Raw genomic sequence first — 20,626 nt, forward strand, 5'->3', positions numbered from 1 at the left:
ATGGACCTCTGCCCGATCACTTGCCAATCACGAACTTGAGAAATTGCAACGATGGATGAAAGTTTAAACTTGCATCATTGCACAATCGCACATCCGTGATCATTGGTCGCGAAACCGTGAGCCGACAAGCCTTGCGGAACCCGAGCCCGTGACGGGGTCCCGCACGGCGCCCGGCCAACATCCGGCCGCGCGAATGGGCGCTCTGTGCAACCCGCACTGGCGCTTGTCCGCGATTGCCTGTTGTCTGGGTGCACTCAGCGGCGCCAAAGGCGCGATCCGAGGAAACAGCCATGAGCGAGCCTTCCCCCGTTGTCGCCGACACCGATCACCTCCGCGACCTCTACGGTGAGCCCGGTGAGACCGCAGCGCGCAAGATGCGCGACAGGCTGGACGCGCATTGCCGTCGCTTCATCGCCCTGTCGCCCTTCCTGACCATCGCCAGCACCAGCGACACCGGCACCGATTGCTCGCCGCGCGGCGATGCGCCGGGCTTCGTCCAGGTGGTCGATGACCGCACGCTGCTGCTCCCCGACCGGCGCGGCAACAACATCCTCGACACGCTGCAGAACGTGCTGGCGCGGCCCGAGGTCGGCCTGCTCTTCTTCGTGCCGGGGCTGAACGAGACGCTGCGCGTCAACGGGCGCGCCAGGATTGTCACCGATCCCGCGGTGCTCCAGTCCATGGCCATCAAGAGCACGATCGTGCCGAGCTCCGCCATGGAGATCGCCGTCGACCAGGTCTATTTCCACTGCGGCCGGTCGATCCTCAGGGCCGACCTGTGGAACCCCGACAAGAAGGTAGGGCGCGACGCCTTCCCGACGCTCGGCGTGGTGCTGGCGGACCAGATCGCCGGCGTCGATGCTGGCGCGACCGACAAGCGGCTCGAGGCCGCCTACACCACCAACCTCTACTGAGCGGAGCGGCTGCCCGACAGATTTTCGCGGACATGAAAAAAGGCCGCGTCCCGAAGGACGCGGCCCCATTGGTCGCGGCGCGCCTGGGATCAGCGGCCGGCGCGGGAGCGGGCGCGGATCATGAAGGCGTCGAAGGTGAACTCGGCGACCTGCCACCACAGATACTGCTCCGACCGCGTCGCCTGCATGGCCTCGATGATCTTCTTGAAGTCGGCGTTGCGGGCGCCGATCTCGCCGTAGAGCTGGTTGGCGGCGGTGAAGCACGCCTCCATCACCTCCTGCGAGAAGGGACGCAGTTGCGTGCCGGCGGCGACCAGGCGGCGCAGGGCCGCGGGGTTCTGCAGGTCATATTTGGCAGCCATCACCGTGTTCGCCGTGGTGCAGGCATTGGTCAGCGCAGTCTGGTAGGCCTTCGGCAAGGCGTTCCACTTTTCCAGGTTGACCATGGCGTGGACGGTCGGGCCGCCCTCCCACCAGCCGGGATAATAGTAGAACGGCGCCACCTTGTTGAAACCGAGCTTCTCGTCGTCATAGGGGCCGACCCACTCGGCAGCGTCGATCGTGCCCTTTTCGAGGGCCGGGTAGATGTCGCCGCCGGCAACCTGCTGCGGTACGACGCCGAGCTTCGCCAGCACCTGGCCGGTAATGCCGGCGATGCGCATCTTCAGCCCCTGCAGGTCGGCGACGGTCTTGATCTCCTTGCGGAACCAGCCGCCCATCTGCGCGCCGGTATTGCCGGCCGGCATCGCGTGGATGTTGTACTTCTTGTAGAACTCGTTGAAGAGCTCGTTGCCACCGCCCTGATACAGCCAGGCGTTCATCTGGCGGGCGTTGAGGCCGAACGGAACCGCCGTGCCGATGGCGAAGGTCGGGTCCTTGCCCACATAGTAATGGGAGCAGGTGTGGCACATCTCGACCGTGTTGTTGGACACGGCGTCGAGCGCCTGCAGGCCGGGCACGATTTCGCCGGCGGCGAAGACCTGGATCTGGAACCTGTTGTCGGTGAGCTCGGCGACCTGCTTGGAGATCGTCTCGGCGCCGCCATAGATCGTGTCGAGCGACTTCGGGAAGGACGAGGTCAGGCGCCACTTCACCTCGGGGGCGGACTGGGCGACGGCGGGAGCTGCGACAGCGGCAGCGGCGAGGCCAGCACCGGAAGCGGCGAGGAAATTGCGGCGTTTCATGCGGTTCCTCCAACGGAAACGGGGCGAATTCTCAGAGTTCGCGGGAGCGCGCCATAAGCCGAATGTCGGCGCAGGCGAGCAACGCCGTCTCTGCAAGGCAGCCGCGCAACAGCCTTTAGTCCAATAACGGAGCCGCGGCGTGAAATGACCCGCCGCCTGTGTCGTTCGGACCGCTGGTTTTCGCCCCCGCGCCGGCTATCATCGCCGCAAAACAACGATAAATCCGGAGGAAACGCATGGGGAATCCGTCGCTCTGCGCGGAACGGTTCATGCTGGTTGGTCCCGAGCGCGTCTTCTATGCGGGCCTGCTCGGCCGGCCGAAGCAGCGTACGCTCGGCGCCTTCATCGCCTTCGCCAGCATGGAGGGACGCCTGCGCATTCGGGCTGCGGGCGCGCCGGAGCGCAGTGTCGAGGCGGCCATCATGCCCGCCTATGCCCAGCACAGCATCGACCCCGAACATCCCAGCGTCATCGGCGTCCTGGTCGAGCCGGAGAGCGTCGACCCTGACGCTCTTGCGCGCCTTTCCGCCGAGCTTTCCGCCCTCGACGAGGCCGTCCTCGCCCGCCGCCTGCGCGAGGCCTATCACCGGCTGCGCGCAGCGCCCGCCAAGCAGGCCATGGACGCGACTGCCTTCGACACCGCCGTGTTCGGAGCGCCGCTCGCCCCGCGCCGGATGGACCCGCGCATCCGCCGCGTCCTCGCCCTCCTCGGCGACAATCCCGGCGAGCCGCTGACGGCCGCCGATTGCGCGGCGCTGGCAAACCTCTCGGTCTCGCGCTTCCTGCACCTGTTCAAGCAGGAGACGGGCATCGCCTTCCGCGCCTGCCGGGCCTGGAAGCGGGCGCGCCATCTCCTGAACTTCGCCAATGAGACCATCAATATGGCGCATCTGGCGCTGGATATCGGCTACCCCGATTCCACCCATTTCTCCCATTCGATCCGCCGCTTCTACGGTTTGAAGCCCCGCGCCATCTTCTCCGGCTCGCGCGAGCTCGAGATCTTCCGGTCGGGTGCCGCGGCGCGGGCGTGACCAGTCCACGCAAGCCGCGCCCGCCCGAGGCCCCCTAGCCTGCCGCCGACCATCCCGAGGAGCGAGCCATGCTGTTCACGTCCGAGCACGAAGAGGTCCGGCGCAGCCTCCAGAAGGTCATTGCCGCCGAGATCAATCCGCATGTCGATGCCTGGGAGGCGGAGGGCCGCTTTCCCGCTCACGATGTCTTCAGAAAGCTCGGCGCCCTCGGCTTCCTCGGCCTCAACAAGCCCATCGAATATGGCGGCATGGGCCTCGACTATTCCTATGCGCTGCTGATGGCCGAGGAGGTTGGCGGCATCCAGTGCGGCGCCGTGCCCATGGCCATCGGCGTGCAGACCGACATGGCTACGCCAGCCCTCGCCCGCTTCGGCTCTGACCATGTGAAGCGCGAGTTCCTCGCTCCCGCCGTCTCGGGCGAGCAGGTCGCCTGCATCGGCGTCTCCGAGCCCGGCGCCGGCTCCGATGTCGCCTCGATCAAGACCACGGCGCGCTCCGATGGCGACGACTACGTTATCACCGGCGGCAAGATGTGGATCACCAACGGCGCCCAGGCCGACTGGATCTGCCTCCTCGCCAATACCGGCGACGGGCCGGCGCATCGCAACAAGTCGCTGATCTGCGTGCCGATGACGGAGAAGGGCGTCACCGTCGCCCGCACCCTCGACAAGCTCGGCATGCGCGCCTCCGACACCGCCCAGATCTTCTTCGACGAGGTGCGCGTGCCGAAGCGCAACCGCATCGGCGAGGAGGGCAAGGGCTTCACCTACCAGATGATGCAGTTCCAGGAGGAGCGGCTCTGGGGCGCCGCGGCCTGCCTGAAACCCGCCGAATGGATCATCGACCAGACCATCGAATACACGCGGGGCCGGCAGGCCTTCGGCAAGTCGATCCTCGACAACCAGGTGGTCCATTTCCGCCTCGCCGAGCTGAAGACCGAGGTGGAGCTGCTGCGCTCGCTCATCTACCGCGCCGCCGAGCAGATGATGGCCGGCGAGGACATGACGACGCTCGCCTCCATGGCCAAGCTCAAGGCCGGCCGCCTCGGCCGCGAGGTCTCGGACGCCTGCATGCAGTACTGGGGCGGCATGGGCTATATGACCGAGACGCCGGTTACCCGCTACTATCGCGACTCCCGCCTGACCTCGATCGCCGGCGGCGCCGACGAGGTAATGCTCTCCATCATCGCCAAGGCCATGGGCACGCTGCCCGGCATGAGCAACCGCTCGTGAAGGGGTAACCGACCATGATCACGCTCTTTCACTGCCTCTCCGCCCGCTCCTTCCGGCCGCTCTGGGCGCTGGAGGAAATGGGCCTGCCCTATGAGCTGAAGGTGCTGCCCTTCCCGCCGCGGGCCTTCGCCAAGCAATACTTCGACGTCAACGTGCTGGGCACCGTGCCCTTCCTCATCGACGGCGACACGCGGATGACCGAATCCGCCGCGATCTGCGAATATCTTTCCGTGCGCCATGGGCCCTCGCCCCTCGCCGTCCGGCCGGACGAGGCCGATTACGGCCTCTGGCTCAACTGGCTGCACCAGAGTGACGCAACGCTGACCTTCCCGCAGGCGCTGGTCCTGCGTTACGGGCGGTTCGAGCCGGCCGAGCGCCGCCAGCCGCAGGTGGTCGAGGACTATGCCAAGTGGTTCCACGGCCGCCTGCGCATGCTGGATGCGCATCTCCTGAACCATGAATGGCTCGCCGCCGGCCGCTTCACCATGGCCGATATCGCGGTAGGCTATGCGCTGATGCTGTCGGAGTCGACGGGGCTCGCGAAGGACCTGCAGCCGCAGACAGCCGCCTATTGGGGCCGGCTCAAGCAGCGCGACGGTTTCCGCCGGGCGCTCGCCGCGCAGGACAAGGCCGCGGCCGAGCAGGGGGTGAAGGCGGCGATCTGAGGGGCTCTCGATCTGACCTCCCCATCAGCCACTCCGCGCAAGACCTTGCCGGCCCCGACGCGGCCCAATGCCTCCACGACAGGAGGACCCGCCGCGCCATGGCCGTGATCGAGAGCCGCATCGTCCCCACAGCTGAGGCCTTCGCCGCCAACCGCGCGGCCATGCTCGCGCTCATCGACCGCCAGCAGGCGCTGGAGGAGCGGGCGCGCCGGGCCTCGGCCGCCGCCGGCCCGCGCTTCCACGAGCGTGGCCAGCTCCTGCCGCGCGAGCGCATCGCGCTGCTGCTCGACCCCGGCGCCCCCTTCCTCGAACTCTCCACCCTCTCCGGCTATGGCATGGACCATCCGGACCTTGAGAAGAGTGTGCCGGGCTCGGGCGTCATCGCCGGCATCGGTTTCGTCTCCGGCGTGCGCTGCATGATCTCAGCCTCCGATTCCGGCATCGATGCCGGCGCGCTCCAGCCCATGGGGCTGGAGAAGCAGATCCGGGGGCAGGAGATGGCGCTGGAGAACCGCCTGCCCTTCATCCAGCTGGTCGAGAGCGCGGGCGCCAACCTGCTGCGCTATCGCGTCGAGCATTTCATCCATGGCGGCCAGATCTTCCGCAACCTTGCCCGCCTCTCCGCTGCGGGCCTGCCGGTCATCACCGTCACCCACGGCTCCTCGACCGCCGGCGGCGCCTACCAGACGGGGCTGTCCGATTACATCGTCATGGTTCGTGGGCGCACCCGCGCCTTCCTGGCCGGGCCGCCGCTCTTGAAGGCCGCCACGGGCGAGATCGCGACGGAGGAGGAGCTCGGCGGCGCGGAGATGCACACCGCCATTTCCGGCCTTGGCGACTACATGGCCGAGGACGACCGCGACGCCCTGCGCATCGCCCGCGAGATCGTCGCCGCCCTCGGCTGGAACGAGCGGATGCCGGTTTCTGCGGACCGCCCCTTCGCCGCGCCGCTCCATGATGCCGAGGAGCTGCTGGGCATCATGCCCGCAGACCTCAAGCGCCCCGTCGACATGCGCGAGGTCATCGCCCGCATCGTCGACGGCTCGGTCTTCCTGCCCTTCGGCGAGGCCTATGGGCCGGCCACCGTCTGCGGCCACGCCACGATCGAGGGCCATGCCGTCGGCATCATCACCAACAATGGCCCGCTTGATCCGGCCGGCGCCAATAAGGCGACGCACTTCATTCAAGCATGCTGCCAGTCGGCGACGCCGATCCTCTATCTCAACAACACCACCGGCTTCATGGTCGGCCGCGCCTATGAGGAAGCCGGCATGATCAAGCACGGCTCGAAGATGATCCAGGCGGTGACCAATGCCACCGTGCCGCAGATCACCCTCTATTGCGGCGCTTCCTATGGCGCCGGCAATTACGGCATGTGCGGCCGCGGCTTCCACCCGCGCTTCTGCTTCTCCTGGCCGAATGCCCGCACCGCCGTGATGGGCGCCGAGCAGGCCGCCGAGACCATGGCCATCGTCGCCCGTGCAGGCGCGGCCCGCCGCGGCAAGGAGGCAGACGAGGCGCAGATCGGCGCGATGAAGGCGCAGATCACCCAGCTCTTCGAGAGCCAGATGGACGTCTTCACCACCTCGGCGCGGCTCCTCGACGACGGCGTGATCGACCCGCGCGACACCCGCGCCGTCCTGGCCGAGGCGCTGGCCACCTGCCGCGAGGCGGCGGCGAGGACGCCGGTGCCCATGCAGTTTTCGGTGGCAAGGCCCTGACCATGACCGTCATCCCGCTCAAGCCCCCTGGTGTCGTCGCCACCCCGTTCCGCCGGCTGCTCGTCGCCAATCGCGGCGAGATCGCCCTGCGCATCTTCGCCACCGCCCGCGAGATGGGTCTCGAGACCGTCGCGGTCTATTCGAGCGCCGATGCGCGCAGCCGGCACGTCCATGCCGCCGACCGCTCTGTCGCCATCGGTGGGCCGCTGCCGGCCGAATCCTATCTCAACATCCCCGCCATCATCGCCGCGGCGAAGGCGGCCGGGGCGGAAGCGATCCATCCCGGCTACGGCTTCCTCGCCGAGAATGCCGGCTTCGCCCGCGCCTGCCGCGAGGCGGGAATCGTCTTCGTCGGGCCCTCGCCCGATTCCATCGAGGCGATGGGCGACAAGGCCCGCGCGAAAGCCCTGATGCAGGCGGCGGGCGTGCCCGTCGTGCCGGGCTACCAGGGCGACGACCAGTCCGATGCGCGGCTTGCGGCGGAGGCTGCCGCCATCGGCTACCCCGTCATGATCAAGGCCGTGGCGGGCGGCGGTGGCCGCGGCATGCGCCTGGTGCGCGAGGCTTCCCAGTTCGCCGAGGCCCTGCGCAGCGCCCGCTCGGAGGCCGCCAATGCCTTCGGCGACGGAACGGTGCTGCTGGAAAAGGCCATCGAGTCGCCCCGCCACATCGAGATCCAGGTCTTCGGCGATCGCCACGGGAATGCCTGGCACATGGGCGAGCGCGACTGCTCCATCCAGCGCCGCCACCAGAAGCTGATCGAGGAGGCCCCCTCGCCGGCCGTGTCGCATGAGCTGCGCCAGCGGATGGGGGAGGTCGCCGTCAAGGCGGTGAAGTCGCTCGGCTACGAGGGCGCCGGGACCCTCGAATTTCTCCTCGACCGAGAGGGCAACTTCTACTTCATGGAGATGAACACCCGCCTGCAGGTGGAACATCGCGTCAGCGAGCTGAATGTCGGGAGGGATTTCGTCGAGTGGCAGCTCAGGATTGCCGCGGGCGAAGCGATTGCGCCCCACGATGCGCACGCGCCGGCCTTCGGCCACACGATCGAGGTGCGCCTCTGCGCCGAGGACCCGGCGCAGGACTTCCTGCCGCAGTCCGGCCGCTTCCACACCTGGCCGGAATGTATCGAACCCTATGCTCAGATCGACACCGCCATGGCGGTGGGGGCGGAGGTGCCGCCCTATTACGATTCCATGGTCGCCAAGGTCTTCGTCCACGAGAGCACCCGCGAGGAGGCGCGCGCCAAGCTCATGGCCTGGCTGAACGGCTTCGCGAGCCTTGGCATCATGACCAACCAGGGCTTCCTGGCGCGGGCCCTCGCGCATCCCGTCTTCGCCGAAGGCCGGGCCACCACCGCCTTCATCGCCGATCATGGCGCCGACCTCGCGCGCCCTGTGCCGCAAGGACTTCCCGATGCGGTCCTTGCGGCAGCCGTCCTGCATGATGACGAGACGCCCGACCGCTATCGCTATCGGCCCCGTCATCTCGGGCCACCCTTGCCCATCCCCATGGTCATCGAGATCGACGGCCGGCGCCACGACGTCGTCGTGCAGCAGGAGCGCGACGGCACCTGCCGGCTCTCCCATGGCGGGGTCGACTACGTCATCCGCTTCGACGAGGGGCGCCCGGATTTTCGCAAGGAAACGCCCCGGTGCCGGTTCATCCATGACGGCGTCGCCGACGAGATCCCCTGTTGGCGCGAGGGGGACCGCCTCTTTCTCCAGCGCGGCCCCGATCAGGTCATCGTGCGGGATCTCACCCGTGCGCCGGCCCAGCGCGCCGGCGCGGAGGGTTCCGACGGCCGCGTCCTTGCCGCCATGAACGGGCGCGTCGTCGCGGTTCATGTCGCGGCCGGCGATGAGGTTGCCGCCGGGCAGCCCGTCGTGACGCTGGAGGCGATGAAGATGGAGCATGTCCACATGGCGGGCGCCCCAGGCACCGTCGGCGAGATCGGCGTCGTGGTCGGCGAGCAGGTCACCACCGGCCGCCTCCTCGCCGCCATCACGCCCACCGCACCCTGAGGAGCGCCACGCCATGTCCGACGCGGTTTTGATCGAGGCGAGCGGCCCCGTCCTCACCATCACCATCAACCGGCCCGACAAGCGCAATGCCATGAACCGCGACGTGGTGGCCGGCATCGCCGCGGGATGGCGGCAGGCGCATGAGGACCCGAGCGTCCGCGCCATCGTCCTCACCGGCGTCGGCGACAAGGCCTTCTGCGCCGGGGCCGATCTCGGCGGCGGGCAGAGCTTCTTCCAGGACCTGTCCAAGCCGACCAGCGACTATGCCGACCTGCTGCGTCTCGTGCAGAACGGCACCAAGCCCTCCATCGCGCGCGTCAACGGCACCTGCATGGCCGGCGGCATGGGGCTCCTCTGCATGACCGACATGGCGGTGGCGGCCGACGATGTCGTCTTCGGCCTGCCGGAGGTGAAGGTCGGCGTCTTTCCCATGCAGGTGCTGAGCCTGCTCCAGCGCATCGTGCCGCGCCGGGTCGTGGCGGAATGGTGCCTCACGGGCGAGCCATTCACGCCCGAGGAGGCGCGCGCCGCGGGGCTCCTCAACCACGTCGTGCCGCGCGCCGAGCTTGATGCCAAGGTCGCCTGGCTTGTCGGCCGCCTCGTCGACAAGTCACCCATGGCGATCCGCCGCGGCAAATATGCAATGCGCGCCATCGAGGCGATGAGCTTCGACGAGGCCATCGCCTTCACCGAGGGTCAGATCGCCCTGACCGCCCAGACCGACGACGCCCGCGAGGGCATCGCCGCCTTCGCCGAGAAGCGCAAGCCGGTCTGGCGCTGAGCGGGGTCAGCGGCTCAACGCAAGATCGCACAGCGCAACACAGCGACCATGGTGCCATCGATGGAAGGCTCCCGACCGATGAGCGACAAGGCCATCATCACCTGCGCCCTCAACGGCGTGCTGACCGATCCGCGCCAGCACGCGGTGCCGGTGACGCCAGCGGAGATGGCGGCCGAGGCGAAGCGTGCCTATGAGGCCGGCGCCTCGGTCATGCACATCCACCTGCGCCAGCAGGGCGAGGGCAAGGGGCATCTGCCGTCGTGGGACACGGCGCTCTCCGCCGCGGTGCAGGCGGCGATCCGCGAGGCCTGCCCTGGCGTCGTCATCAACCACACCTCCGGCGTCGTCGGCCCGGACTATGCCGGCGCGCTCGCCTGCATTCGTGAGACGCGGCCGGAGATCGCCGCCTGCAATGCCGGCTCGCTCAACTATCTGAAGGTGAAGGCGGATGGCACATGGGCCTGGCCGCCCATGCTCTTCGACAACCCGGTCGAGAAGGTGAAGGCCTATCTCGACGTCATGGCCGTCACCGGCACGCTGCCGGAATTCGAGTGTTTCGACACCGGCATCGTCCGCTGCGTCGCCATGTACCGCGACACCGGCCTGACGCAGGGCCCGCTCCAGTACAATTTCGTCATGGGGGTCGAATCCGGCATGCCCGCCGACCCGGACCTCCTGCCCATCCTCCTGAAGCTCAAGGCGCCGGAGGCCAACTGGCAGGTCACCGCCATCGGCCGCGCCGGCATCTGGGGCCTGCATCGCCGCTGCGCCGAGCTCGGCGGCCACCTGCGCACAGGGCTCGAGGACACGTTTTATCGCGAGGACGGGGCCAAGGTGATGTCCAACGGTCCGCTCATCGAGGCCATGGCGACCATTGTCCGCGAGACCGGCCGCGAGGTCGCAAGCCCCGCGGAAGCCCGCGCGATCCTGAGGCTTGCGGCCTGAGCCGATTGCGGCGAGGCTGCGGGTTCGACGTGCATGCGAGCCGGAAAACCGGCCGGAAGAATCTCGAGGGAAACGCCTGACGGGGAGAGGCTCGTTGCAATTCGTCCAGCTGGTGATCAGCGGCCTGGCGCAGGGGTGCATCTACGGCCTCATCGCGCTCGGCTTCGTGCTGATCTACAAGGCCACCGAGACGGTGAACTTCGCCCAGGGCGAACTCCTGATGATCGGCGGCTTCGCCGGTCTCTTCGCCGCCACGACGCTCGGCTTCCCCTATTGGGCGGTGATCCTCGTCGCCATGGCGGTCACCGCCGTCATCGGCTTCCTCAACGAGCGCATCATCCTCAGGCCCATCCTCGGCCAGTCGGCGGTGGCCATCGTCATGGTCACCATCGGCTTCGGCTACATGGCCCGCGGCCTCGTCACCATGATCCCGGTGATCGGCACCGATACGCACAGCCTTCCCGTGCCGTTCCGCGGCGAGGTCTTCCGCTTCGCCGGCCTCGTCATCTCCGCCGAGCATATCGTCATCATCACTGTCACGATCCTGCTCTGCGGGGCGCTGGCGGCGCTGTTCCGCTACACCAAGATCGGCATCGCCATGCAGGCCATGAGCCAGAACCAGCTGGCGGCCTATTACATGGGCATCCCGGTGAAGCGGCTCTCCAGCCTCATCTGGGCCATCTCGGCGGCGGTCGCGGCCATTGCCGGCATCCTGCTCGCGCCGCTGACCTTCATCCACGCCAATATGGGCTTCATCGGCATCAAGGCCTTCCCGGCGGCAGTTATCGGCGGCTTCACCTCGCTGCCCGGCGCCATCGTCGGCGGGCTCATCATCGGCGTCGTGGAGTCGCTCGCCGGCTTCTACCTGATGGAGGGCTTCAAGGACGCCGCGCCCTTCATGGTCGTCCTCGCCATGCTCGTGCTCAAGCCGAACGGCCTGTTCGGCGAGCGCCTCGCCAAGAAGGTCTGAGGCCATGCGGTTCATCTTCAAGACCCGCTACGAGCAGGACATCGAGCTGTTCCAGCATGGCGGCAAGGTCTTCTGGTACGGCTTGCTCATGGCGGTGCTGCTGGTCGCCCCGGTCTTCGTCTCGCCTTACGTGCTGACGCAGCTCTCGCAGGTCTGCATCTACGCCATCGTCGCCGTTGGCCTCATGCTGCTCGCCGGCTTCACCGGCCAGCTCTCCCTCGGCCATGCGGCCTTCATGGCAGTGGGCGCCTATACCCAGGGCGTGCTGGTGACGGCGGGCGTGCCCTTCTTCGTCGGCATCGTCGCAGCCGCCCTGTTCGCAGCCGCCGTCGGCGTCATCGTCGGCCTGCCGGCGCTCAGGGTGAAGGGGCTCTATCTCGGCATCGCCACCCTCGCCTTCGGCACGATCATCGAGGAGATCATCGCCCGCGCCGAGCATGTCACCGGCGGCAATGCCGGCCTGATGGTGCCGCCGGTCAACCTCTTCGGCTGGCGCTTCGCCGACGGGCCGAGCTTCTACTATCTCTGCCTGGCCTTCGCCGTGGCGGCGACGCTCATCGTCATCAACATCCTGCGCTCGCCCACCGGCCGCGCCTTCGTCGCCATCCGCGATTCCGAAATCTCGGCCCAGTCGATGGGCGTCAACCTCGCCTTCTACAAGACGCTGTCCTTCGCCATCTCGGCGGCCTTCGCCGGCGTCGCGGGCGGGCTCTATGCCCACAACATCCGCTTCCTCTCGCCCGACCAGTTCACGGTGGTGCAGTCCATCGAGCTGGTCATGATGGTGGTGATTGGCGGCCTCGGCTCGGTCCATGGCGCCATCTACGGCGCCGCCTTCCTCATCGCGCTGCCGCAGATGATCAATGCGGTGAAGCCCTTCCTGCCGCTCTTCCTGTCCGAGGCGACGGGCCTCCAGCCGACCGTCTTCGGCGCGGTGTTGATCCTCGTCGTGCTGTTCGAGCCGCTCGGGATCTACGGCGCCTGGCTCAAGACCCGCACCTATTTCGACCTCTTCCCCTTCTACCGGCAGGGCATGTTCCGCCGCCAGAAGGCCTTCCAGAAATCGGACCGACTGAAATGAGCGCCCCCTTCTTTCAAGCCGAGGGCATCTCCGTTCAGTTCGGTGGCCTCAAGGCCGTCGACGGCGTGTCCTTCCACGTCGACAAGGGCGAGGTCTTCACCATCATCGGCCCGAACGGCGCGGGCAAGACGACGGTCTTCAACATCATCAGCCGCATCTACAACCCGACCGCCGGGCGGATCATGCTGGAGGGCCAGGAGGTCACGAAGCTCCCCGCCCACCGCATCGCCGGGCTCGGCATCGCCCGCACCTTCCAGAACATCGAGCTCTTCGAACACGCCACCGTCCTGCAGAACCTGCTCATCGGCGCCCATGTCCACCGCACCACGAACCCCCTGGCCGAGGCTCTGTTCCTGCCCTCGGTGAAGCGGGCGGAGGTGGCGCTGCGCGAGCGGGTGGAGGAGGTGATCGATTTGCTCGACCTCGCCGTCCACCGCGACGCGATGGTGGCGGGCCTGCCCTATGGCGCGCGCAAGGTGGTGGAGCTTGGCCGCGCGCTCTGCACCCGTCCGAAGCTGCTCCTCCTCGACGAACCCTCCTCCGGCCTCAATGTCGAGGAGACCGAGGACATGGCCTTCTGGATCGAGGACATCACCCGCGACCTCGGCATCACCGTCATCATGGTCGAGCACGACATGACGCTGGTCTCGCGCGTCTCCGACCGGGTCATGGCGATGAACCAGGGCCGCGTCCTCGCCATGGGCCAGCCGGCAGAGGTGCAGCGCCATCCGGCCGTGGTGGAGGCCTATATCGGCACGCCCGCCGCGGCGGCCGAACTCGAAAGGGCGGCGTCGTGACCGAGCCGATCCTCACCCTCGCCAATGTCGAAGCCGCCTATGGCGCTGTGAAGGCCATCCGCGGCGTGTCGCTGTCGGTGCCGAAGGGCGCGATCGTCACGGTGCTCGGCGCCAATGGCGCTGGCAAGTCGACCATCCTCAAGACCATCTCCGGCATCCTTGATCCGCAGAAGGGCTCGATCACCTTCAAGGGTGAGAATATCGAGCGCCGCGACCCCGCCGACATCGTCCGCCGCGGCCTCAGCCACGCGCCCGAGGGCCGCGAGGTCTTCCCGCTGCTGTCGGTGCGCAACAACCTGCTCATGGGCGCCTATACCCGCTCCGACAAGGACGAGGTCGCGCGCGACATCGAGCGGATGGAGCGCTACTTCCCCATCCTGAAGGAACGCGCCGACCAGGATGCGGGCCTGCTCTCCGGCGGTCAGCAGCAGATGCTCTCCATCTCGCGGGCGCTGATGTCCCGGCCCGACCTTCTCCTCCTCGACGAGCCCTCGCTCGGCCTCTCGCCGAAGCTCACCAAGGAGATCTTCGCCATCGTCCGGCGCATCAACCGAGAGGAGGGCGTCACCATCCTCCTCGTCGAGCAGAACGCCGCCCTGGCGCTCGCCACCGCGGACTATGGCTATATCCTCGAGCTCGGCCGCATCGTCATGGAGGACCGCGCCGCGGTGCTTGCCGAGAAGGACGACGTGAAGGAGTTCTACCTCGGCCAGAAGGAGGCCGGGGTCCGCGGCGAGCGCCGCTGGAAGAAGAAGAAGATGTGGCGGTGATGATGGCCCCAACGACCGTATCCGCCACTGTCGCCGCGATCGAGGCCGGTTCCACCCCGGGAGGCCGCCATGTTTGACATCTGGCCGAACCAGGCCATCCGCCCCGCCGTGCTCCCCGAGGGCGATACTGTCTCCAAGGTCTTTGCCGACGCCGTGCGGCGGCGCGGGGCCAAGGTTGCCGTCCGCCAGAAGGAGTTCGGCCTGTGGAAGGAGACCACCTGGACCGGCATGGGCGATGCCGTCCGCGAGATCGGCATGGGTCTCGTCGCCCTCGGCCTCCAGCCCGGCGAGGTCGTCTCCATTCTCGCTAACACCCGGCAGGAATGGTCCTTTGCCGACTATGGAATCATCTGTGCCGGCGGCGTCTCCAATGGCATCTATCCGACCGACGCCCCGCCCCAGTGCGAGTACCTGATGACCGACTCGGCCTCGGTCTTCGTCGTGGTCGAGGACGAGGAGCAGCTCGACAAGATCCTCGCCGTGCGCGACGCGGTGCCATCCCTGCGCAAGATCATCGTCATGGAGACCGAGGGCCTGCGCCACTTCTCCGATCCGCAGGTGATGACCCTCGACGACCTTCGCCGCCTCGGGGCCGAGGCCCATGCCGCCGACACCGGCGAATGGGAGCGCCGCCTCGCCAGTCGCGGCCCTGAGGATCTCGCCATCCTCGTCTATACCTCCGGCACGACCGGCAAGCCCAAGGGCGCGATGATCACCCATCGCAACATCCTTGCGGCCATCTCGGTCATCTCCAACGAGTCGATCCGCCAGAACGAGGATGACCAGCGCATGGCCTTCCTGCCGCTCTGCCACGTGGCGGAGCGCGTCGGCGGCCAGTTCCTGGCGCTCTATTCGGGCGCCACGCTGAACTTCGTCGAGAACCCCGAGACGGTGCCGGATAATGTCCGCGAAATCGCCCCGACGATCTTCTTCGCCGTGCCGCGCATCTGGGAGAAGTTCTACTCGGCGGTGATGATCCGGCTGAAGGAGGCGACGCCGCTGCAGCGGGCGCTCTATGGCTGGGCCATCGAGCAGGGCAAGCAGGCCGCGGAATTGCTGATCGACGGCAAGGAGGTGCCGCTCGGGCTGCGCATGAAGGTCACGCTCGGCCGCTGGCTGGCGCTGAACAATGTCCGCAAGGCCATCGGCATCCACCGCTGCCGGTTCCTGGTGACGGGTGCAGCGCCCATCTCCCCCGATCTCATCCGCTGGTACTTTGCCCTCGGTGTCCCGATGCTTGAGGTCTGGGGCATGACCGAGACGTCAGGCGCCGGCTCGGTCGTGCCCGTCGAGCGCATCAAGCCCGGCACGATCGGCCGGCCCACCAGCGCCATCGAGATGCGCATCGGCGAGCATGGCGAGATCCTCGCTCGCGGCCCCACCATCATCAGGGGCTATCTCAACCAGCCCGAAAAGACAGCCGAGACGATCCGCGACGGCTGGCTCCACACCGGCGATGTCGGCACCGTCGACAACGAAGGCTTCTTCCGCATCACCGACCGGATGAAGGACATCATCATCACCGCCGGCGGCAAGAACATCACGCCCTCGGAGATCGAGAACGAGCTGAAATTCTCGCCCTACATCACCGACGCCGTCATCATCGGCGACCGGCTGCCCTATCTGACCGCCCTCGTCATGATCGACCAGGAGAATGTCGAGAAGTTCGCCCAGGACAACGACATCCCCTTCTCGAACTATGCGAGCCTCTGCCGCGCCCCCGAGGTGGTGGCGCTCATCCAGTCGGAGGTCGATCGGGTCAACGCGAAATTCGCCCGCGTCGAGCAGGTGAAGACCTTCCGCCTCATCGAGCAACGCCTCACCGCCGAGGACGAGGAGCTGACGCCAACGATGAAGCTGAAGCGCAATCTCGTGCAGAAGAAATATGCCGATCTCATCGCCGGCATGTACCGCAGCGCCGCGGCGTGACCCGCTACCGGCGCTGAGGTCTTTCGACTAGCATTTCCGACAAGGCCGCCCGACGGCCCCACCCCACAGACCCGGATCAACCGGGCTCACCCGATGGAGGAACCCCGATGAAGACGCTTTTCAAAGGCCTTGCCCTCGCGGCGACGCTGGTCTCCGGAACAGCGCTCGCCCAGACCCAGGGCGTCACCAACAACCAGATCACGATCGGCTCGATCCAGGACCTGTCCGGCCCGCTCGCCGCCTATGGCAAGCAGACCCGGGCCGGGCTCCAGATGTATTTCGATGAGCTGAACGCCCGTGGCGGCATCAATGGCCGCCAGGTGCGCCTCCTCGTCGAGGACAGCGGCTACGACCCGCGCAAGGCCCTGCTGGCGGCGCAGAAACTGGTCAATTCCGACCGCATCTTCGCCATGGTCGGCCATATCGGCACGGCGCAGAACATGGCGGCGATGCCTATCCAGTTCGAGCGCAACGTGCCGAACTTCTTCCCCGTCACTGCGGCGCGCGAAATGTACCAGCCGCCCACCCCGCTGAAGCTCGCCTTCGCCGCCTCCTATTTCGACCAGGTGCGCACGACGCTTCCCGACATCATCAAGCAGAAGGATGCCAAGCGCGTCTGCGTGGTCTACCAGGACGACGAGTTCGGCCTCGAGGTCATGCGCGGTGGTGAGGCGGCCCTCGGCCTCGTCAACCAGACCTTCGTGGAGCGCACCACCTACAAGCGCGGCGCCACCGAGTTCTCCTCGCAGGTCGCCCGCATGAAGGCGGCGAACTGCGACCTCGTGCTGATGGGCACCATCATCCGCGAGACGGTCGGCGTGCTGGCCGAGGCCCGCAAGATCGGCCTCGACGCCACCTTCGTCGGCACCTCTGCCGCCTATACCCACCTCATCCCGCAGCTCGGCGGGCCGGTGGCCAATGGCTTCTACGCCATGATGACCACCGCCCATCCCTATCCCGACGATCCGAGCCAGCAGATCCGCGACTGGGCCGCCCGCTACAAGGTGAAGTTCGGCGAGGATCCGACGGTGTTCTCGGCCTATGGCTGGCAGATCGCCGACGCCTTCTTCCAGGCGGCGAACAAGGCGGGCCAGGCCCTGACGGTGGAGAGCTTCCTGCGCGCGGTGGAGACCAACCCGCCCGCCCAGACGCCCTTCGAGCAGCGGCCCTGCAACATCACCCCGCAGAACCGCCTCTGCAACAACGACGCCCGCCTCTCCCAGGTGCAGAACGGCCGCTGGGTCGTCACCCGCAGCTGGCTGACCGGCGCCGCGCCGACCAACTGACGCCCCGCATCCCTGGCGCCGCCGGCCAACAGGCCGGCGGCGTCATCTTGCGCATGAGCCGGCCGCGGGCCGGCGGGAGCCGCCATGGCCCACCCCTTCTACACCGCCGATCACGAAGCCTTCCGCGACCAGGTCCGCCGCTTCGTCGCCCGCGAGATCGAGCCCTTCGCCCATGCCTGGGACGAGGCCGAGGAATTTCCCCGCGAGCTCTACCGGAAGGCGGCCGCCATCGGTCTCCTCGGCCTCGGCTTTCCCGAGGCCTATGGCGGCATTCCCGCCGACCGCTTCATGTGGATCATCGCCACGCAGGAACTCGCCCGCCATGGCGCCGGCGGCGTCAATGCCAGCCTGATGAGCCACGCCATCGGCGCACCGCCCATCGTCGCGGCAGGGTCCGAGGCGCTGAAGGCGCGGCTGCTGCCGGCCATCTTCGCCGGCGAGAGGATCGCTGCCCTCGCCATCACCGAGCCCGGCGGCGGCTCCGATGTGGCCAGCCTACGCACCTCAGCCCGTCGCGATGGCGACCACTACGTGGTCAACGGCGAGAAGACCTTCATCACGTCAGGCATGCGCGCCGACTGCTACACGGTCGCGGTGCGAACGGGGGGCGAGGGCCCGGGCGGCGTCAGCCTCCTCGTCATCGAGCGCGACGCCCCCGGCTTCACCCGCACCCCGCTGAAGAAAATGGGCTGGTGGGCCTCCGACACCGCGACGCTGCATTTCGACGACGTGCGCGTGCCCATCGGCAATCTCCTCGGGCAGGAGGGCGCCGGCTTCAAGATCATCATGCGCAACTTCAACCACGAGCGCCTGACCATGGCCGCGGGCTGCATCGCGCTCGCCCGCGTCTGCCTCGACGAGGCCTGTGCCTATGCCGGCCAGCGCGTCACCTTCGGCAAGACGCTGACCCAGCACCAGGTCATCCGCCACAAGCTCGTGGACATGCACCAGAAGGTGGAGACCTCGCAGGCCTGGCTGGAACTGCTGACCTGGCGGCTGGAACAGGGTGACGATCCCGTCCCCGAGATCTGCCTCCTGAAGAACCAGGCGACGCAGACCCTGGCGCATTGCGCCTCCGAGGCCGTGCAGATCTTCGGCGGCGCCGGCTACATGCGCGGCGTCAAGGTCGAGCGCATCTATCGCGAGGTGAAGGTCAATGCCATCGGCGGCGGCACCGAGGAGATCATGAAGGACCTCGCCAGCCGCCAGATGGGGCTGTAGCGGGGCCCTGAGGCCCCGCCGCTGCGTCAGTGGTGGTGATGCTCGCCGGCCGGCGCCGAGCGGGCACCGAGGCCGCCAACCGCGAGGTCGATCTCGACCTTGCCGGCTGTCTCGAACTCCAGCGTCACCTTGACCGTCTGGCCCTCGGTGAGACCGTTGCGCAGGCCCATGAACATCACATGCAGCCCGCCGGGCTTCAGCTCGACCGTCTGGCCCGGAGCGATGGCGATGCCACCGGCGATCGGTCGCATGGTCATCACGCCGTTCTGCGTCGCCATCTCGTGGATCTCGACGCGTTCGGCGAAGGCGGCGGCACCGCCCACCAGTCGGTCGGGCGTGGTGCCGGTATTGGTGACGGTGAGATAGCCGCCGGCGACGCGGGCGCCGCCCGGCGTCGCGCGTGTCCAGGCCTGGGCGATGCGGAGCGCGCCCACCTGCACCGCGGCCGGGGCGGGAGCTGCCGCTGCAACGATCCGCAGGCTCGGGGCCGGCGAGGCGAGGCGGGCCTGGCTGCCGGCAACCGGGATTTCAGTCCAGCGATGCTCGCCGCCGGCGCAGGTCTGCACGACGGGGAAATGCACCGTGCCGGCGGCGGCCAGCGTGCCGTCGATCTGGCCGATGAAGACGAACTCGTCATAGTGCTCGTTGGGCAGCGAGCCGCCGGACCAGCGGATCTCCTGCACGCCCTGGCGCACCTCGCGGCCGTGATTGGTGTAGGTCCGCTGATAGGGGCGGACCGTCGTGGCCAGCGTCCAGCCCGGCTTCGGCTGCGGCTTCACCGAGTGAACGCCTTCGGGGATCGTCACGGTGATGCCGGTGGTGGCCTGCGTGCCGCAGCCGTGCGGCACCCGCAACACCGCCTTGTAGGAGCCGGGCGCGGCCGAGCCGGTCTCCAGCGTGATGTGGGCGCTCGCGGGGCTTACGGCGATGAGAGCCAGCAGGGCGGCAGGGATCAGGCGGGGGGCAATCATGCGGGACATGGCAAGACCTTGGATCAGCGGAAGGCGACGGGAACGGTGAGGGGCATGGCCGCCGGGCCATATTCGGCGGGAAGCGGCGGGAAGGGTGCGGCGCGCCGGACCATGGCGACGGCGGCCTGGTCGACGATTGTATTGCCGGAGGAACTGGCGAGGCTGACACCGCCGGCCGCGCCGGATCGCAGGATGGAAAAGCGCACCACGGCGCGGCCGGTCTGGCCGGCGCTGGCGGGCTTGGCGCGGTGGAGCTGCGCCATGACGAGAGCGAGGTAGCTTGGCGGCGGCGACGATGTCCGTGGTGTCGCCCGTGCGGTCACCCCGCGCCCCTCCGAGGCCGCGGAAGGCGGGCTTGGCGGACGTGGCGGCGCGGGCCGGGCGACCCGCTCGCGCGCCGGCTCCTCGCGGCGCACGACCGGCCGTGGTGGCTCGCGGCGCGGCTGGACGATGGGCTGCACTGGGGCCGGCACGGCCACTGGCGGTGGTCGGGGCGGGGTCAGTTCCGCCGAGAGCGCCGGAATCTCCGCCGGCGGCTCGATGACGATGGGGCGCTCCACCATCGGCTCAGGTTGCGGCGGCGGTGGGGCTTCCGCGACCTCCACCGGAGGCGCCGGCGCCTCGGCCACGGGTGGCGGCATGAGATCGGCGGGAAGCGGGATCTCCTCCATCGGCGGCAGGGCGATCTCCGCCGGTGCCATGTCCGGCGGTTGCTTCACCGGCATGGCCTCCGTCGCGGCCGCAGCGGCGGCTGGCGGCGGTTCGGCATCCGCCTCGACCATCTCCACCTCCACCGCCGGAAGGTCGGCCCGCTGCGGCGTGGTGCTCATGGTCATGAAGGCGGCGATGACGACCCCGTGCAGTGCCACCGAGGCAATGGCGGTGATGGCGAGGAGAAGCCGCCAGCGGGACGCGACCGCAATGGCCGTGCCCTCCGGCACCACCGGCAGCGGTGCCGTCTCGGCCGACGGCGCTGCAACCAGCGCCGCCACGGCGGGCGCCACCGCGCCCTCCACCGCCACCGCCGCGACGCGCACGGCCGGCACCGCGACCCCTTGCGGGGCCGGCGCATCCAGCACGGCGATTTCGGTGTCGAGGCGCATG

At 68.2% G+C, this 20,626-nt stretch carries 18 protein-coding genes; 15 read left to right on the plus strand and 3 right to left on the minus strand.

Features of this window, described 5'->3' with window-relative positions; all coding sequences use genetic code 11:
• The first annotated feature begins 290 nt into the window (after nt 1-290).
• A complete protein-coding gene (locus tag O9344_RS14380) occupies nt 291-914 on the plus strand; it encodes a pyridoxamine 5'-phosphate oxidase family protein (RefSeq protein WP_298478596.1) in 624 nt (207 codons plus the stop codon).
• A gap of 89 nt (nt 915-1,003) precedes the next feature.
• Here O9344_RS14380 and O9344_RS14385 read toward each other — a convergent pair whose 3' ends face one another.
• Nucleotides 1,004-2,098 (minus strand): TRAP transporter substrate-binding protein, encoded by a 1,095-nt coding sequence (locus O9344_RS14385; protein WP_298478599.1) that lies wholly within the window; start codon nt 2,096-2,098, stop codon nt 1,004-1,006.
• 269 nt (nt 2,099-2,367) lie between these two features.
• On the opposite strand from O9344_RS14385, the gene O9344_RS14390 reads away from it, so the two are divergent.
• The 14 genes from O9344_RS14390 to O9344_RS14455 all read left to right on the plus strand — a co-directional run bounded on the left by O9344_RS14390 (nt 2,368) and on the right by O9344_RS14455 (nt 18,551).
• Nucleotides 2,368-3,129 (plus strand): AraC family transcriptional regulator, encoded by a 762-nt coding sequence (locus O9344_RS14390; RefSeq protein ID WP_298478601.1) that lies wholly within the window; start codon nt 2,368-2,370, stop codon nt 3,127-3,129.
• A gap of 68 nt (nt 3,130-3,197) precedes the next feature.
• Entirely contained in the window at nt 3,198-4,361 is a 1,164-nt protein-coding gene (locus O9344_RS14395; RefSeq protein WP_298478605.1) for an acyl-CoA dehydrogenase family protein, read from the plus strand.
• Nucleotides 4,362-4,375: 14 nt separating this feature from the next.
• Nucleotides 4,376-5,026, plus strand: coding sequence for a glutathione S-transferase family protein (locus O9344_RS14400; protein ID WP_298478608.1), 651 nt, complete (start codon nt 4,376-4,378; stop codon nt 5,024-5,026).
• 98 nt (nt 5,027-5,124) lie between these two features.
• Complete coding sequence (locus O9344_RS14405; protein ID WP_298478611.1) at nt 5,125-6,747, plus strand: acyl-CoA carboxylase subunit beta; 1,623 nt, start codon at nt 5,125-5,127, stop codon at nt 6,745-6,747.
• Between the two features lie 2 nt (nt 6,748-6,749).
• The gene (locus O9344_RS14410; protein WP_298478614.1) at nt 6,750-8,771 is read left to right on the plus strand and encodes a biotin carboxylase N-terminal domain-containing protein; all 2,022 of its coding nucleotides are present in this window, start codon (nt 6,750-6,752) and stop codon (nt 8,769-8,771) included.
• 13 nt (nt 8,772-8,784) lie between these two features.
• Nucleotides 8,785-9,552 (plus strand): enoyl-CoA hydratase/isomerase family protein, encoded by a 768-nt coding sequence (locus O9344_RS14415; RefSeq protein ID WP_298478617.1) that lies wholly within the window; start codon nt 8,785-8,787, stop codon nt 9,550-9,552.
• Between the two features lie 78 nt (nt 9,553-9,630).
• Nucleotides 9,631-10,497, plus strand: coding sequence for a 3-keto-5-aminohexanoate cleavage protein (locus O9344_RS14420; RefSeq protein ID WP_298478620.1), 867 nt, complete (start codon nt 9,631-9,633; stop codon nt 10,495-10,497).
• Nucleotides 10,498-10,591: 94 nt separating this feature from the next.
• Nucleotides 10,592-11,467 carry a branched-chain amino acid ABC transporter permease gene (locus O9344_RS14425; protein WP_298478623.1) on the plus strand — a complete coding sequence of 292 codons (876 nt, stop codon included), beginning with the start codon at nt 10,592-10,594 and terminating at the stop codon, nt 11,465-11,467.
• A 4-nt stretch (nt 11,468-11,471) separates the two neighbouring features.
• Nucleotides 11,472-12,548, plus strand: a complete 1,077-nt coding sequence (locus tag O9344_RS14430) for a branched-chain amino acid ABC transporter permease (RefSeq protein ID WP_298478627.1) — start codon at nt 11,472-11,474, stop codon at nt 12,546-12,548.
• A complete protein-coding gene (locus O9344_RS14435) occupies nt 12,545-13,345 on the plus strand; it encodes an ABC transporter ATP-binding protein (protein WP_298478630.1) in 801 nt (266 codons plus the stop codon). Before O9344_RS14430 ends, O9344_RS14435 begins: the two co-directional genes overlap by 4 nt.
• Entirely contained in the window at nt 13,342-14,115 is a 774-nt protein-coding gene (locus O9344_RS14440; RefSeq protein ID WP_298478633.1) for an ABC transporter ATP-binding protein, read from the plus strand. The genes O9344_RS14435 and O9344_RS14440 overlap by 4 nt, the downstream gene beginning before the upstream one ends.
• A gap of 69 nt (nt 14,116-14,184) precedes the next feature.
• On the plus strand, nt 14,185-16,044 hold the full coding sequence (locus tag O9344_RS14445) for a long-chain fatty acid--CoA ligase (RefSeq protein WP_298478636.1): 1,860 nt from the start codon (nt 14,185-14,187) through the stop codon (nt 16,042-16,044).
• Between the two features lie 107 nt (nt 16,045-16,151).
• Nucleotides 16,152-17,330 (plus strand): ABC transporter substrate-binding protein, encoded by a 1,179-nt coding sequence (locus O9344_RS14450; RefSeq protein ID WP_298478640.1) that lies wholly within the window; start codon nt 16,152-16,154, stop codon nt 17,328-17,330.
• A gap of 84 nt (nt 17,331-17,414) precedes the next feature.
• The gene (locus O9344_RS14455) at nt 17,415-18,551 is read left to right on the plus strand and encodes an acyl-CoA dehydrogenase family protein (RefSeq protein ID WP_298478643.1); all 1,137 of its coding nucleotides are present in this window, start codon (nt 17,415-17,417) and stop codon (nt 18,549-18,551) included.
• A 26-nt stretch (nt 18,552-18,577) separates the two neighbouring features.
• Here O9344_RS14455 and O9344_RS14460 read toward each other — a convergent pair whose 3' ends face one another.
• Nucleotides 18,578-19,531, minus strand: coding sequence for a DUF1775 domain-containing protein (locus O9344_RS14460; protein WP_363321941.1), 954 nt, complete (start codon nt 19,529-19,531; stop codon nt 18,578-18,580).
• Between the two features lie 14 nt (nt 19,532-19,545).
• Nucleotides 19,546-20,625 (minus strand): energy transducer TonB, encoded by a 1,080-nt coding sequence (locus tag O9344_RS14465; RefSeq protein ID WP_298478646.1) that lies wholly within the window; start codon nt 20,623-20,625, stop codon nt 19,546-19,548.
• Nucleotide 20,626 lies beyond the last annotated feature (1 nt).

Source organism: Phreatobacter sp., assembly GCF_027532945.1.
Lineage (GTDB): Bacteria > Pseudomonadota > Alphaproteobacteria > Rhizobiales > Phreatobacteraceae > Phreatobacter.

Bases quoted from the DNA above. Each gene is read 5' to 3' on its own strand.
- O9344_RS14380 (WP_298478596.1), top strand. From the start codon at position 291: ATGAGCGAGCCTTCCCCCGTTGTCGCCGACACCGATCACCTCCGCGAC.
- O9344_RS14385 (WP_298478599.1), bottom strand. From the start codon at position 2,098: ATGAAACGCCGCAATTTCCTCGCCGCTTCCGGTGCTGGCCTCGCCGCT.
- O9344_RS14390 (WP_298478601.1), top strand. From the start codon at position 2,368: ATGCTGGTTGGTCCCGAGCGCGTCTTCTATGCGGGCCTGCTCGGCCGG.
- O9344_RS14395 (WP_298478605.1), top strand. From the start codon at position 3,198: ATGCTGTTCACGTCCGAGCACGAAGAGGTCCGGCGCAGCCTCCAGAAG.
- O9344_RS14400 (WP_298478608.1), top strand. From the start codon at position 4,376: ATGATCACGCTCTTTCACTGCCTCTCCGCCCGCTCCTTCCGGCCGCTC.
- O9344_RS14405 (WP_298478611.1), top strand. From the start codon at position 5,125: ATGGCCGTGATCGAGAGCCGCATCGTCCCCACAGCTGAGGCCTTCGCC.
- O9344_RS14410 (WP_298478614.1), top strand. From the start codon at position 6,750: ATGACCGTCATCCCGCTCAAGCCCCCTGGTGTCGTCGCCACCCCGTTC.
- O9344_RS14415 (WP_298478617.1), top strand. From the start codon at position 8,785: ATGTCCGACGCGGTTTTGATCGAGGCGAGCGGCCCCGTCCTCACCATC.
- O9344_RS14420 (WP_298478620.1), top strand. From the start codon at position 9,631: ATGAGCGACAAGGCCATCATCACCTGCGCCCTCAACGGCGTGCTGACC.
- O9344_RS14430 (WP_298478627.1), top strand. From the start codon at position 11,472: ATGCGGTTCATCTTCAAGACCCGCTACGAGCAGGACATCGAGCTGTTC.
- O9344_RS14435 (WP_298478630.1), top strand. From the start codon at position 12,545: ATGAGCGCCCCCTTCTTTCAAGCCGAGGGCATCTCCGTTCAGTTCGGT.
- O9344_RS14445 (WP_298478636.1), top strand. From the start codon at position 14,185: ATGTTTGACATCTGGCCGAACCAGGCCATCCGCCCCGCCGTGCTCCCC.
- O9344_RS14450 (WP_298478640.1), top strand. From the start codon at position 16,152: ATGAAGACGCTTTTCAAAGGCCTTGCCCTCGCGGCGACGCTGGTCTCC.
- O9344_RS14455 (WP_298478643.1), top strand. From the start codon at position 17,415: ATGGCCCACCCCTTCTACACCGCCGATCACGAAGCCTTCCGCGACCAG.
- O9344_RS14460 (WP_363321941.1), bottom strand. From the start codon at position 19,531: ATGTCCCGCATGATTGCCCCCCGCCTGATCCCTGCCGCCCTGCTGGCT.
- O9344_RS14465 (WP_298478646.1), bottom strand. From the start codon at position 20,625: ATGCGCCTCGACACCGAAATCGCCGTGCTGGATGCGCCGGCCCCGCAA.